Annotated in this window: 16 protein-coding genes; all 16 read right to left on the bottom strand. The window is 47.2% G+C overall.

Features of this window, described 5'->3' with window-relative positions; all coding sequences use genetic code 11:
* Entirely contained in the window at positions 1-660 is a 660-nt protein-coding gene (locus CGC63_RS15610; RefSeq protein WP_259805512.1) for an RNA-directed DNA polymerase, read from the bottom strand.
* On the bottom strand, positions 661-1,062 hold the full coding sequence (locus CGC63_RS15605) for a reverse transcriptase family protein (protein WP_003023306.1): 402 nt from the start codon (positions 1,060-1,062) through the stop codon (positions 661-663).
* 326 nt (positions 1,063-1,388) lie between these two features.
* Entirely contained in the window at positions 1,389-1,745 is a 357-nt protein-coding gene (avd, locus tag CGC63_RS04110) for a diversity-generating retroelement protein Avd (protein WP_003023311.1), read from the bottom strand.
* Between the two features lie 40 nt (positions 1,746-1,785).
* Positions 1,786-2,928, bottom strand: coding sequence for a phage major tropism determinant (locus CGC63_RS04105; protein ID WP_003023313.1), 1,143 nt, complete (start codon positions 2,926-2,928; stop codon positions 1,786-1,788).
* Entirely contained in the window at positions 2,921-3,358 is a 438-nt protein-coding gene (locus CGC63_RS04100) for a hypothetical protein (protein ID WP_003023317.1), read from the bottom strand. The genes CGC63_RS04105 and CGC63_RS04100 overlap by 8 nt, the downstream gene beginning before the upstream one ends.
* A gap of 14 nt (positions 3,359-3,372) precedes the next feature.
* Positions 3,373-4,509, bottom strand: a complete 1,137-nt coding sequence (locus CGC63_RS04095) for a hypothetical protein (protein ID WP_003023320.1) — start codon at positions 4,507-4,509, stop codon at positions 3,373-3,375.
* 5 nt (positions 4,510-4,514) lie between these two features.
* On the bottom strand, positions 4,515-5,669 hold the full coding sequence (locus CGC63_RS04090; protein ID WP_003023321.1) for a siphovirus ReqiPepy6 Gp37-like family protein: 1,155 nt from the start codon (positions 5,667-5,669) through the stop codon (positions 4,515-4,517).
* Positions 5,670-5,673: 4 nt separating this feature from the next.
* The gene (locus CGC63_RS04085; RefSeq protein ID WP_003023324.1) at positions 5,674-6,561 is read right to left on the bottom strand and encodes a phage tail family protein; all 888 of its coding nucleotides are present in this window, start codon (positions 6,559-6,561) and stop codon (positions 5,674-5,676) included.
* Positions 6,562-6,564: 3 nt separating this feature from the next.
* Positions 6,565-9,696, bottom strand: coding sequence for a phage tail protein (locus CGC63_RS04080; protein ID WP_004843024.1), 3,132 nt, complete (start codon positions 9,694-9,696; stop codon positions 6,565-6,567).
* A gap of 2 nt (positions 9,697-9,698) precedes the next feature.
* On the bottom strand, positions 9,699-9,887 hold the full coding sequence (locus CGC63_RS04075) for a hypothetical protein (protein WP_040351315.1): 189 nt from the start codon (positions 9,885-9,887) through the stop codon (positions 9,699-9,701).
* Positions 9,888-9,901: 14 nt separating this feature from the next.
* A complete protein-coding gene (locus tag CGC63_RS04070; RefSeq protein ID WP_003023331.1) occupies positions 9,902-10,306 on the bottom strand; it encodes a hypothetical protein in 405 nt (134 codons plus the stop codon).
* A 49-nt stretch (positions 10,307-10,355) separates the two neighbouring features.
* Positions 10,356-10,919, bottom strand: coding sequence for a major tail protein (locus tag CGC63_RS04065; RefSeq protein WP_002591275.1), 564 nt, complete (start codon positions 10,917-10,919; stop codon positions 10,356-10,358).
* A gap of 7 nt (positions 10,920-10,926) precedes the next feature.
* Entirely contained in the window at positions 10,927-11,253 is a 327-nt protein-coding gene (locus tag CGC63_RS04060) for a hypothetical protein (protein ID WP_002591274.1), read from the bottom strand.
* On the bottom strand, positions 11,250-11,681 hold the full coding sequence (locus CGC63_RS04055; protein WP_003023335.1) for a hypothetical protein: 432 nt from the start codon (positions 11,679-11,681) through the stop codon (positions 11,250-11,252). Before CGC63_RS04055 ends, CGC63_RS04060 begins: the two co-directional genes overlap by 4 nt.
* A gap of 2 nt (positions 11,682-11,683) precedes the next feature.
* The gene (locus CGC63_RS04050) at positions 11,684-12,007 is read right to left on the bottom strand and encodes a hypothetical protein (RefSeq protein WP_003023338.1); all 324 of its coding nucleotides are present in this window, start codon (positions 12,005-12,007) and stop codon (positions 11,684-11,686) included.
* Positions 12,008-12,021: 14 nt separating this feature from the next.
* Positions 12,022-12,249, bottom strand: a complete 228-nt coding sequence (locus CGC63_RS04045) for a hypothetical protein (protein WP_003023341.1) — start codon at positions 12,247-12,249, stop codon at positions 12,022-12,024.
* Positions 12,250-12,254 lie beyond the last annotated feature (5 nt).

Here is a 12,254-nt window from a genome sequence, read left to right as displayed (position 1 = left end):
TTAAGCAGCCTTTTCTATGGCTGCCTCTGCCAGCGTTTCTATTTTCTTTCGTAGGTTATAGCTGTCGGCGTGTCCTGCGTGTCCCGTCCAGCTCTGTATACTCTTTTGTAACTGTTCTTTTGTGATTTTCCCGCTCTCGCACTTCTTGATAGTACGCTTTATACGCTTTATGCTGTCCTTTCGTACTTTCCTGTGCGTCGCCCTGTGTTTGTAGCCTACAAAGTCTATACCGTTCTTTGCTGCCAGTATGGTAGTTTTCGGGTTAAACTCTAACTTAAGCTCTTCCCGTAAGAATTGCTCTATCCGTGCAAGCCAGCTGCGCAGCTGTTCCTTGTCTGGGCTTAATATTACAAAGTCGTCCATATAGCGTATGTACGCCTCTACGCCCAGCTCATGCTTAATAAACTGGTCTAATGCGTCCAGATAGATATTTGCAAATAACTGACTGGTAAGGTTTCCCACTGGTATCCCTACGCCGTCCGGCATATTGCCGTTGTGGTCTATTATCCTGTCCAGCAATGCCAGTACCCCAGCGTCTTTTATAACCTTACGTATTTCAGTCTTTAATACCGCATGGTCTATGCTCTGGAAATAGTGGTGTATATCTGCCTTGATAGCATAAAGTGGCTGGTCTGGGTGGTATTTGTTCCACTCATACAGTCACTCTTTTAGCGTATCAGATGCAGCGTGCATACCTTTACCTTTCCGGCAGGCGTAAGACTGCGATATAAACCGCTTATCAAATATAGGCTCTAACACGTTGTTTATGGCGTGCTGTACCACCCTGTCATAGAACGGCAGTGCCATTATCTGCCGCTCTTTCGGTTCGTACACCTTAAAGTAATGGTATTCGCTCGGCTCATAGGCAAGGTTTAGAATATCTTCCCGCACCTTGTCTAAATTTTCCTCTTTATCTTTCGTAAAAATCAGTACGTCTTTTCTGTGGCGCTTACACTTTCTGGCTTTGTTATATGCTTTCTGTACGTTTCCGTAGTCGCCCATAGCCTCTAAAAGCGTAATGTGCCGCCCGTCCTTATCGGTAATGTATCCTACTCTCTTCAAGTATTAAGCTCCTGCCTTTCGCCGTAGCTACTAACCAGCAGCCGTATTTTTTCTCTTTGCCTCACGGCGGGACAGCCGCTCTGACTATAGGATATTAAACACTCGGTCTTATCCCTTTCTAAGTCCTTGCCAGTATTCCGTAGAACTCTGTGCCTGTAATGTTCTCACTAAGTCACACGCCCCACGAGCGCCAATGTTCGTATTGACATTCCACGGGTAATTGTTGCAATTCACGGCACGAGCGCCGCAATTCGCCCCATTGTTCCAGTTGCCGCCCGCTATCAGCGCCGCCAGAGGCTGTAAGTAAGCAGCTGCCCCATATCCTGCTATTTTCTGGTCTTTACCTCTTCTATCATTTCGCCCAGCATAACGCCTATTTCTTTCAGCTTGCGGCAGCTCTCGCCGTAGTGCCGTGCGTTCATGGCGCTATATTCCAAATCATGCGCCAGCCGCAGCAATTCTTTACTTTCCTGCAATGCCGTATCTACCGTGTATAAGTGGCTTTTCGTCGCCGTCTTATCCCACTTTATAACCTCTTGCAGCATTTCAAGAATTGCGTTTCTGGTCGCCGTCTGTAAACTGAATTTTTCAAACTTTGGATACTTTGCAAGTAAAGGATAGATATATAGCAGAAAATCGTATATTTTCTGGTGTATAATATCTGTTTTTGTCTGTATGTCCATGCCTTACCCCCGTTTATCCGGCTGGGCTTTCGCCCGCCGTCTACAGAGAGTCACACGCCCCACGAGCGCCAACGTTCGCAGGGACAATCCACGGGTAATTGCGGCAAAACACGGCACGAGCGCCGCAACCCGCCCCACGGTCCCAGCTGCCGCCCGCCAGCAGCGCCGCCAGAGAATATGCGTAATACTGGTAAATGTTACCAACGTCGTAAGACTTCTCGCCTGTATTCAATGGGCTTTTCTTGTCCCATCCCCACGCTACGCTTGCGTGGTAGTCTGCATTTGTTGCGTGTTCCGCTCTTGTAATAAGCTCGTCCAGCCATTCCCATACACGCCCCACGGTATCTACAACGCCCACGGAAGAAACGGCATTTACTACGCTGCCCGTTACGCCTCTGCCTGTATTGCTGGTGGCGCTCCATGCGTTTGTATTTGCGTTATCCAGTCCGGCAGGGCTGCCAAAAGCATAAGCGCAAAACTCCGCATAGTTCGGCAGGCGCTTACCGCTCTTTGCCAGACGTTCTACAAAGTTGTACCAGTTCATGCTTTCTGTACCCGTCATAGGTGCGCAGCCGTACTCTGATTTTAAGCCCTTTGCTCCGTCGTCAGAATTAAGGTAAATATCTACCCATGTGCCGCCGCCTAAATATACCATACCCTCTGGGCTGCATTTCGGGCGGTGTCCCAGTGTCCATACAGAACGTGGTACAATGCCGTTGCTTACTGCACTTTCCCAGCCAGTGCCAAAAATAACACTGCTGCCATTAAGCGGCTGTAAATTGCTGTCCACCTTGCGGCAGCGTCCATAATGAAAGCCGCCGATTTTACGGCTGTTTGTAGCGTTCCAGCCTGTCGGGTATGTAGAGTTAAGGGAAATTACGTATTTCTCGTCTGCGCTGTCAATTCTGCTGTCGCAGATATATACGTAATAGTCCTTACCTACCGCAAAAGCGCTGCCTGCGTCCAGATTAGCAGCCGTAAGAATGGTATTTGCTGTCTTGAAAATTCCAGCGCCACCCACGGCAATTACGCAGCCCTCTACTACGGTCAGCTCATTTGCTCCGCTGGCGTAAATGTACTCGTTGCTCGGTGCTACAATATCGCTGATTGTAGCCATTTTATTTACATTCAAAAGCGCCCTTGCGTCTGTCTTTGTAACGTCGTCCACTAATAATCTACTCATACTGCTTTAATACTCCTTTCAGTGCTGCAATGTCGTCTGTTGTCATTCCTGCCACGGTGTCTGTGCGTTCCAGCGCAATTACCGTGCAGCCCGCTTTTACTGCTTTGGAAAGCGTGAGGGCTGTTCTGTCGTTTCCTGCCTCTCCTGCTGCCGCTGCCTCGTCAGTCTGGATATGTGTTACTCCCTGCACCGTGCCGGATACGCTGCCCGCTACAAACTTCATGCCTACTGCTGCCTCGTCGCAGTAATATACCGTAACCGCCTTTTTCTCTTCCTCTACAGCTGCTACGCCGCACTCAATATAGCGCTGGTTCTCTGCGCTCTCGATTTTTGCCAGCAAGTCTGCTGCTGCCAGTTCTCCGCTTGCTACCATAGCAAGGCAGTTGTAATAGTCCTCTTTTGTCTTTAATACCTTTGGAAACCCTTTCATAGTCTGCCGCCTTTCTAAAATGTATTTGCAAGATAGGAATTACCCACGTAGGTAGCCCCTAATACTGCCGTTTCTTCTGTTCTTTCGTAATGCTGGCTCATATATGCTGCACCCATGTAGCACAATCCCAGTACAGCGTCATGCTTATAGTCAATGCCCCAGCCGCTTTCTACCCTCTTAAGCCGCTCGTCCAGCGCTGCTATTGCCTCTTTGGTTTCTTTCGTGCCTGCCTCTGCCTGCTCTTTCACTTCCTGCATGGCTGCTGCCAGCTCTTCAATTTGCAGTTGCAGGCTGCCTGCTATGTCCCCGCCCAGCTTGTCCTTGATGCTCTCAAACCATGTGTTAAATTCGTTTTCAGCGTCCGACTGGAATAGCTTAATTTTTGCCATAAAGTCTGTATAGGCGCTTAAAAGCTCATTGTCCCAGTTATCAAGTGTACTTTCAAAACTGCTGTATCTTTCGTTAAACTGGCTCTCATACTGCGCAAATAAACCCTCTGTCTTGCTTACGTAGCTGTCATATACGCCCGCAATCTCTGTAAGGTACTTTTCCATACTCTGCTTATATGCGCTGAACTCGTCCAGCACGGCTGCGCTGTAGGTGTTGAAAAAGTCCGTAAACTGCTTTGTAAGCACGCTTGCGTCTATCTCTTCCACCGTTCCCGTCACAATGCCACAGACTGCGCTATTAAACCGCTGGTCTGTGATATTCTGCGTCTGTATCCTTGTTACGCCCTTGCCTACGTAAATATCTGCAAGTGCAAGCTCCCATATTTCCGTAGTGCGGGTTACTGCCGTTGCTGTCGGCTTTGCAGACGGTGTGCCTTTCAGCACCGCAATATACATATCTCTTTGCGGCAAATCCCAGCGAACTACTACCCTGTCCACCCTGTTAAGCGCTCCCTCTGCCGTATCCAGTGTTACGCTAAGCGTTGCAGGATTTCTAAAGGCGTAGCCGTTTATAAAGGCATAGCCTGCATTTACTCTTATTTCCATGCCGCTGTAAGCTACCACCTGTAGCCCGTCGCTCGGCTTTGGAAAAATGCCGTTTGCAATGAAAGTAGCAAAGTACCACGCCCAATCCTCGGCTTTATATACCCTGTCGTACTCTCCGTCTACTGCCACGGCATTAAACGGTAAGCTGTTTGCCATTTCTGCTACCTCACTTTCCTAATCTGGTCTACCAGCGTCGGCAGGCTGTCGCCAAAAGTCGCCTCTATGGTTTCCTCGCCTTTCTGGTATGTTTCTGTTACTTCTGTAATACGTGCATCTATCTGTATGCCCCACTTGGTTTCTTTGCAAGTAATACGGTCGCCTAAATCAAAATCAGCCTTAAATTTCAAGTTTGAATTTGTATTTATGGTACTTACAAAATTTATGTTCTTGCCGTAGTTTTCCAGCTCTGCGCTGCCTCTCGTTTTCAGCATTGCAATATAGGTATTCAGCGGTATTGTTACCTCTGTTTCCCCTTGCTGGTACTTTCTGGCAATGTCCGTAGCGTCGCAGAATACCTCTACCAAATCCAGCCCCGTTGCGCCCTCGCCGTCCACTGTGGTTACTGGCTGGCTGCCGTCGTCGTCAGCTGCTCCCTGCACATAAATAAAGTTGCCGCAGTTCTCTATACTGGCTGTATATTCCTGCTCGTTGACATTATCAAAATCTCTTGAAAATATGCAGGGTGTGTTACCCTCGGTATTTGTGGCTGTAAGGTCATTGCCCTTATACAGATAAAAGCCAAACAGTCTCTCTCTTTCGTTAAGCAGAATGTCATAGCCCAGCTTTCCAGCCTGCGCCCTTGCCTTTACTTCCTGCCCCAGTTGTGCGTATGCCTCGTTTGCATATTCAACCGCCACGCCGTCTATGGTTTCCTGCGCCAGAAATGTAAGCAATGGAAAACGCCGCTTTGTTCCTGCTGCGCTGCCGCAGTTGTTCTTTACCATAAGGTTTATAAGATACTGGTTTGTACCTGTCGCCACAATCTGCGGATAAATGCAGCGCTTATTAAGCCACCAGCTAAGCATATAGCCTTGTGCCTCTAACTGCTCTAAGCCGTTCTCGTCTTTGGTAATGTGTACGTAGGTTATCTGCGCTGCCCTGCGCCATACGCCGCCGTCAGCGGTCTTTACTTCCTTTTTTCCGTCGTGCTTGGTTATTAAGTTACCCTCTACCAGCAAACGGCTGTTATTGTCCGTAATCGGCGCAAGCAGGCTAAAAGTTCCTACGTCAAAATACTTTGTATGCCATAGCAGGCTTGCCAGCTCGTCTATAGCTCCCAGCGGCTGTGCTGTCTTGTCGAATACTCTAAGTTCCATACCGTCACACTCCTAAAAATTCCTTGCTATAGAATATGGATACTTCCAGAGAATTTACGCCGCTGGCTGCATCATACCTAAACATATTGTCGCCTATGGCAAGCTGCATAAATGTACTGTCTACATCAATGTAGCGGAAATAGTCGGTTTCTACGCCGTCCCTTATCAGCTTAGCGCCCTTGCTGCCGTACTTCGTGTTAATCTCTATCACGTCGCCCGTTTTCATAGTGGCGTTAATCTGTATAAATTCCTCGGTATCCACATTAAGCAGTATCGGGTTTGAAACTGTCCCCAGTGCTGTAAACCTTATCCTCATTCCTGTTGATACGTCGCCCTCGTTGTAGCAGTCCACTATTACGCTTTCCGCTCGGTATCCGTATATCATGCTCTTTGTGCTGTCCTTTTCGATAACGCAAGGGAAATGCCACGCAGCCACCCAGCTTGCTATATCCTCTTTTGTTTCTTCCTCTTCCCGCCAGAACGGGTTAAGGCACTCTATTTGTAAATCAAACTCATAAAGTACCTCTTTCTTTAGTATCTTAGGCTCTCCATACGCCCTGCAATCAATCACACGCTTAAAGCCGCCGTACTCATACACCAGCGTAGCGCTAAGCTCTGGGTTAAATATCTTAAGCATACGGCGGCGCAGTTCCAATGCCTGCGCCTTGTCCCGTGTGTTGATATGTCCCACTACGTCTATGTCCCTCGCCTCGATACGCTGCCCTACGTAGGTGTCGCCGTGCTGTCCCATGCTGTTTGTGCTGTAAATGACGCTCGTAACGCCGGAAATGCCCTCTACGTCTTTACTTATATTGCAATGATATACGCTGTCTACTCCCAGCTCTAACCGCTCGCCCCTTGAATTTATGTAAGTCAGTTTTTCATTTTCCATGTGTTACACCGTCCTTGCTATCATTCTGAACTGTCGGGCTGCCTCTTTCTGCTGTTTTGCATAGTCCGTGGTATTCGCATAAATATACTGATTGACAACTACGCCGCCTGCTGCACTGCCGCCACCTCTCGGCTTTGGCTTTTTGTCGTCGTTATCATACTTAAATTCATTGCCTACATTTACCTTTGCGTCTACGTCAAACTCCTGCGGTACGCTGTCCTCAATCATTTTCTTAACGCCGCCGATTTCATTAGAAAAGCCAACGCCGATACCCTGCGCCAGATATACGCCGATTTCGTCACGCATCAGCTTAGACGGGCTGGCAATTCCAAATAAATCCTTAAGGAAGTCGGTAACATTGCCTACCCAGCCGCTTATTTTGTCCTTTATCCACTGCGTAGCTCCGTTTATGCCGTTCCAGATGCCCTCTACCATGTTTTTACCGAACCCAGCAAACGTACTGCCAATATTCTTAAATACGTCTGTTATTCCAGTAATTACATTTTTCATGCCCTCTACGGCTTTGTTCTTTACTTCTGTACCCCATGTAGCCACTTTGGTAATTGCACCAGAAATGCTGTTATAAATCTTTTGCGGTATTTCCTTAACAATCGTAACAATGCCCGTTACCATGGCATTCATTACCTCTTTGGCTTTCGTAAGCATATTGTTGCCCCACGTAGCCACTCTGGTTACTGCCCCTACTATGCTGTTCCAGATTTTCTGCGGCAGTTCCTTAACGATCGTAATAACGCCTGTTACCATGGCATTCATTACCTCTTTGGCTTTCGTAAGCATATTGTTGCCCCACGTAGCCACTCTGGTTACTGCCCCTACTATGCTGTTCCAGATTTTCTGCGGCAGTTCCTTAACGATCGTAATAACGCCTGTTACCATGGCATTCATTACCTCTTTGGCTTTCGTAAGCATATTGTTGCCCCACGTAGCCACTCTGGTTACTGCCCCTACTATGCTGTTCCAGATTTTAGTAGGCGTTTCTTTCACAATCGTTACAATGTTCGTAAGCATTGTGTTCATTACTTCTTTGGCTTTGGTCTGCATATTTGCGCCCCACGTAGCCACTCTGGTTACTGCGCTTACTATACTGTTCCAGATTTTCTGCGGCAGTTCCTTAACGATATCTATAACTTTCGTTACAAAATCTGTTATAACTGTGCCGCCTTTTTCCTGCATATTTGTGCCCCACTCTGCTATTTTCTCAACGCCCGCAGCGATTGCCTGCGGTATCAGAGTAGGTAGCTCTTTTATTTTATTTATGATTGTCGTTACCAGCTTGCCTGCCGCCGTCAAAATCTTAGGTAGCCCCGTAATCAGCCCTGTTACAATGGCTGCTATAATCTGCGGTATGGCTGCGATTAAAAGCGGTATTGCATCTATGATTCCGTCGATCAATGCAACTATAATATCGCCCGCACTTTCGATAATAAGCGGTATGCCCTCAACCAGTGCATTTATGATAGCCGTTATGATTTCCGGCAGTGCCTCAATCAGAACGGGCAGCGCTGCTACCAGCCCCTGTGCCAGCCCCGTAAGCAGCTGTAATGCTGCTGTAATCAGCAACGGTATATTTTCTATCAGCATGGTTACAATGTTCGTAACCACCGTTACGATTGTTGGCAGCAATGTAGGTAACGCTTGTGCGATACCTTGCGCCAATTCCGTAATAATCTGTACGCCTGCCTCTAAAAGCTGCGGTAATATAGTAAGCAGCGTATCTATGATTGTCGGTATAATCTGCCCGATTATGCTTATCATTTCCGGCAGCATTCCAACCAGCGTATTAAGCAAGTCCTGTACGCCGCTCATTAAAGGCGGTAATAACTCCTGTATAACCTGTGGTATATACGTTGCAAGCTGCTCTACGATTTCTCCCAGTCCGCTTACCAGCCTCGGCACTGTTTCTATTACCCTCGGTGCTATATTCCCTACCACTGTTACAATACTGTCTACCAGATTGCTTGTAAGCTGTGAGAAATTCGCCTCGCTGTCTGCCATTCCAGCTACCCAGTTGTCCCACGCTGAACTCATAGAACTAACCGAACCCTCTATTGTTGTACTTGCCTCTTTTGCCGTTGTCCCTGTTATGCCCATTTCCGTCTGTACGACGTGAATAGCGTCTACAACGTCTGAATATGATGAAATATCATACTTAATGCCGGATAGCTTGCTTGCATCATCAAGCAGTCGCTGCATTTCCTCTTTTGTACCGCCATATCCCAGTTTTAAGTTATCCAGCATGGTATAATTCTGCTTTGCAAAACCGTTATAGGCGTTCTGTATAAGCGATATATCAGTACCCATTTTATTTGCATTGTCTGACATATCCGTAATTGCCACGTTTGCCTTTTCTGCCGCCGCTGCCGTATCATTATTCATACTGGCAAGCAGTGACGCTGAAAAGCTGGTAACTGTTTCCATGTACTCATTTGCAGACATTCCGGCTGTTTTATATGCGTCGTTTGCATAACCAACAACCGTATCAGACGACGTTTTGAAAAGAGTTTCTACACCGCCTACAAGCTGTTCCTGTGCTGCGTATCCCTCTATCGCTTTTGTGGTAAGCGCTCCTATGGCTGTTGCCGCTCCCGCAACTGCTGCCGCCGTCGCCGCTGCTGCTGCTTTAAGCGCTGTACCCATTCCGCTTAGCACGCTTGTAAATCCAGAAAATTTTCCCTTTGCGTCGTCTGCCTGTTCCCCGCTGTCTTTTATTTCCTTTCCCATTTCGTCAGCGGCTTTTTCTGCTTTTTCCATTTCGTCAGTCGTTTTGCCTAATTCCTGCTCTGTCTTTACAAGCGCTGCTTTCTGGTAATTTAACTGGGTTTCAAGTTTTTTACTTTCTTCGCTATTGTCTCCTGTTGCCTTTCGACATTTTTCTAAAGCCGCCTCGGTTTCTTTTACCTTTTTTGCCTGCTCGTCGTATGTTTTCTGTAGTACCGTCTGCTTTGCTTTCAGCGCATCTACGCTGCTTGCATTGTCCTTATATTCAGCCGTTACAAGTTTCATTTCAGAATTAAGTACTTTAAGGGTGCTGTTAATTTCCTTGCAGGCTGCTTTATACTCTGCCTCTCCGTCAAAACTTAACCTTGTTTTGACGTTCTGCGTCTTATCTGCCATAATTAAAAGCCTCCTAACGCTATGTCTATATCGTCCATGTTTTCTGTAGCTGCTGGTGTTCCCGCCTGTTCCTGTCGGAAAATGTGCGGGTTATATTCCTTGTGATATTTAAACAGTGTCGTTATCTGGTATGGTGTTTTTCTCCACGCCTCACGTTCCCTGTATCTCAAAAGCACTACTGCAATATACAAAAGCCGTGCAGTATCTAATTTTCCTGCACGGCTTCCCTGTTTCCCTCTTCTGTTGTTTCTTCTCCGTCGTTTTCGTTCTCTGCGTCTCTGTTGTCTCCCGCTGTTCCTCTGTAGAACGATTTAAAAATAGCGTTCTGTACTTCCTGCAAATTTCCTGCGTGTATCAGTCTGCCTACCCTCTTCTCTTCCAGTAGCTGTGCGTTTTCGTCCTCTGCTAAAAGTGCCTCGTTAATAAGCAGCGTAAGTAACCACCTTGTATCTTTAAAAAGGTTTGGGTTATCTTTATTGAATACCTCACTTAATTTGTCGTAGCTCCCAAACTTTTCCTGTACTTCGTCTAATGCGTTCAGTGAAAAAAGTAAACCATATTCTTTGCCGTTCAGCTCTACGGGAAAAGCCCCGCTCTTTAATGCTCCCATGATATAAAATTAAGGCGCAGCCCATGCTACGCCTCTCTCCTTTCCTGTTTTATACACTTTCCATTGCTGCTGCCTTTTCCGGCACTGCTGTAAACCACGTCTTAGCCGCTGCGCTTTCCTCTGTTCCCACAAAATCAGCTTTCCACAAATTATCTTTCTTTCTCGTTGTAAAAGATGCCTCAATATCCGGCGTGTTAAACTTGATGCTCTCGCCCTTTGTTTCGTACTTTTCAGACGGCACTTTAAATTTTGCTTTAAGCAGCCATACGTAACGGTATTTACCGCCCGTTTTCTTAGCTCTGAACCCTACAGCAACGTACGGCGGCTCGTCCTCTTTTCCCGCCCATACTACGCTATTCTTATCTACTGCCTGCCCCAGCAGCTCTGCCAGCACTTCCGGCGTAAGATCTTTAATTCCCAGCTTAAGTGTTCCGCTTGCAAACTCCGTAACGCTCTCGCTTAATGTATCGTCTGCATACAAACTGCCGTCTGCTGTCTTTACGGACAAATCGGCGCTCATTGCCTCTGCCATTTTCTTAGGTGTCCCGTAGCTCTCTGCTCCGTCTGCCTCTGTGCATACGGCGTAATATAAATCTTTCAGTCCCAGTGTCATTGTTTAATCACTCCTCTTTCAAAATCTCGACTGTGATAGGTACTAACCAGTACCCCGTTTCTGTTTCGTAGCTTTCTGCGTCTATGCTGTTGATATAAACGCCTGCTGCTTTCAATACCTCTTTTGTCTTATCAAGCTGCGCCTCAAAATCGCCCTTATGGAAAAGCGTAACTCTATACATTTCCCTGCGCTCTTTCTCTTCGTCGTCTGCATTTACCGCAGGCGTACCCAGCAGCCGCAGAAACGTATAATATGCGTCTGGCTTATCCCGTCCAGTGTAAACGCCTCTCTGGGCTGGCAACCCTGCGCTTTCTAAAATCTCCTGTATACTCATTCGCCTGTTTCACTCTCCCATATACTGCGCTGTGCCTCTACTACCTTTTCGTGCGCCTTTTCGTTTGCCACTGTCATATAAGGGCGTGCAGCGTGGCTACTTGTGCCGTACTCTGCCACAAAGCCGATTGTTGCATAGCGCACCTTGCTTTTATCTCCTTTCCTGTCGTTTCCATGCCCTGCCCGTCCCTGCGGGTATATCTCTACGTATTTCTCCGTATCGTCGCCCTTTACGTCCGTGGCTTTTATGGAATTGATAAAACCGCCCGTTTCGTTCAGTCCCATTGCCTGTGCCTCTGCTTTCTGTGCCTCTATCAGCACATCTGCGCCAGCCTTAAGCATTTTCGGTACTGCCTCAACCGTGGCGGTTTCTCTCCTGCCGAAAGCGTCTATAATATCTTCCAGCCCAACTGTATTAAATTCTCCCATGCTTACACCTCGTTTCTGTGGCGTAAATCTGTAAGCGTAAGCTCTATGGTGTCTGTCCCTGTGTCGTAGGTCTTAAGCACAAAATAGCGCCGCCCGTTTACTTCTACTACGTCCTCGCCGCCATAATCTGCCTTATGTACCTCGTACTTTGCCTCTACCAGCTTTCCTGTCTGCTGGCTTTTAAAATATTCACTGTACCCTACTGATTTTTTATTACAGAATACAGTGCGGGCGCTTTCTTCCGGCTTTACTGAAAAGCCGTTTTTATTTACCCTGTTTTCTCCGCTTACCTCGCTTATTAGCGTTATCTCGTCTATCCAGTCCATTTTTTACCACTCCTTTAGGTGTCCGTTTCGGACACATAGCCCAAATAGACGCTACCGCAATAACAGTTACCCAGATATGCAGCGTCGGTTTTATGCTCTAAAGCATCTATGCGCCCGTCCAGCGTTTCCATATTGTCGTAGACTTCTGAAAACGTATCATTTACAGCCTGCATATTGCTGTTTTCTCTGGCTGTTATCTCTGATACCAGCGCCTTTAAGCTGGCAAGGCTAAACCACCTCATACCAG

This window comes from Blautia hansenii DSM 20583, assembly GCF_002222595.2.
GTDB lineage: Bacteria > Bacillota > Clostridia > Lachnospirales > Lachnospiraceae > Blautia > Blautia hansenii.
This window is presented reverse-complemented; position numbering and strand designations above follow the sequence as displayed.

Coding starts and splice junctions, on each gene's coding strand:
- avd (WP_003023311.1), bottom strand. CDS start 1,745: ATGGACATACAGACAAAAACAGATATTATACACCAGAAAATATACGAT.
- CGC63_RS04105 (WP_003023313.1), bottom strand. CDS start 2,928: ATGAGTAGATTATTAGTGGACGACGTTACAAAGACAGACGCAAGGGCG.
- CGC63_RS04100 (WP_003023317.1), bottom strand. CDS start 3,358: ATGAAAGGGTTTCCAAAGGTATTAAAGACAAAAGAGGACTATTACAAC.
- CGC63_RS04095 (WP_003023320.1), bottom strand. CDS start 4,509: ATGGCAAACAGCTTACCGTTTAATGCCGTGGCAGTAGACGGAGAGTAC.
- CGC63_RS04090 (WP_003023321.1), bottom strand. CDS start 5,669: ATGGAACTTAGAGTATTCGACAAGACAGCACAGCCGCTGGGAGCTATA.
- CGC63_RS04085 (WP_003023324.1), bottom strand. CDS start 6,561: ATGGAAAATGAAAAACTGACTTACATAAATTCAAGGGGCGAGCGGTTA.
- CGC63_RS04080 (WP_004843024.1), bottom strand. CDS start 9,696: ATGGCAGATAAGACGCAGAACGTCAAAACAAGGTTAAGTTTTGACGGA.
- CGC63_RS04070 (WP_003023331.1), bottom strand. CDS start 10,306: ATGGGAGCATTAAAGAGCGGGGCTTTTCCCGTAGAGCTGAACGGCAAA.
- CGC63_RS04065 (WP_002591275.1), bottom strand. CDS start 10,919: ATGACACTGGGACTGAAAGATTTATATTACGCCGTATGCACAGAGGCA.
- CGC63_RS04060 (WP_002591274.1), bottom strand. CDS start 11,253: ATGAGTATACAGGAGATTTTAGAAAGCGCAGGGTTGCCAGCCCAGAGA.
- CGC63_RS04055 (WP_003023335.1), bottom strand. CDS start 11,681: ATGGGAGAATTTAATACAGTTGGGCTGGAAGATATTATAGACGCTTTC.
- CGC63_RS04050 (WP_003023338.1), bottom strand. CDS start 12,007: ATGGACTGGATAGACGAGATAACGCTAATAAGCGAGGTAAGCGGAGAA.
- CGC63_RS04045 (WP_003023341.1), bottom strand. CDS start 12,249: ATGAGGTGGTTTAGCCTTGCCAGCTTAAAGGCGCTGGTATCAGAGATA.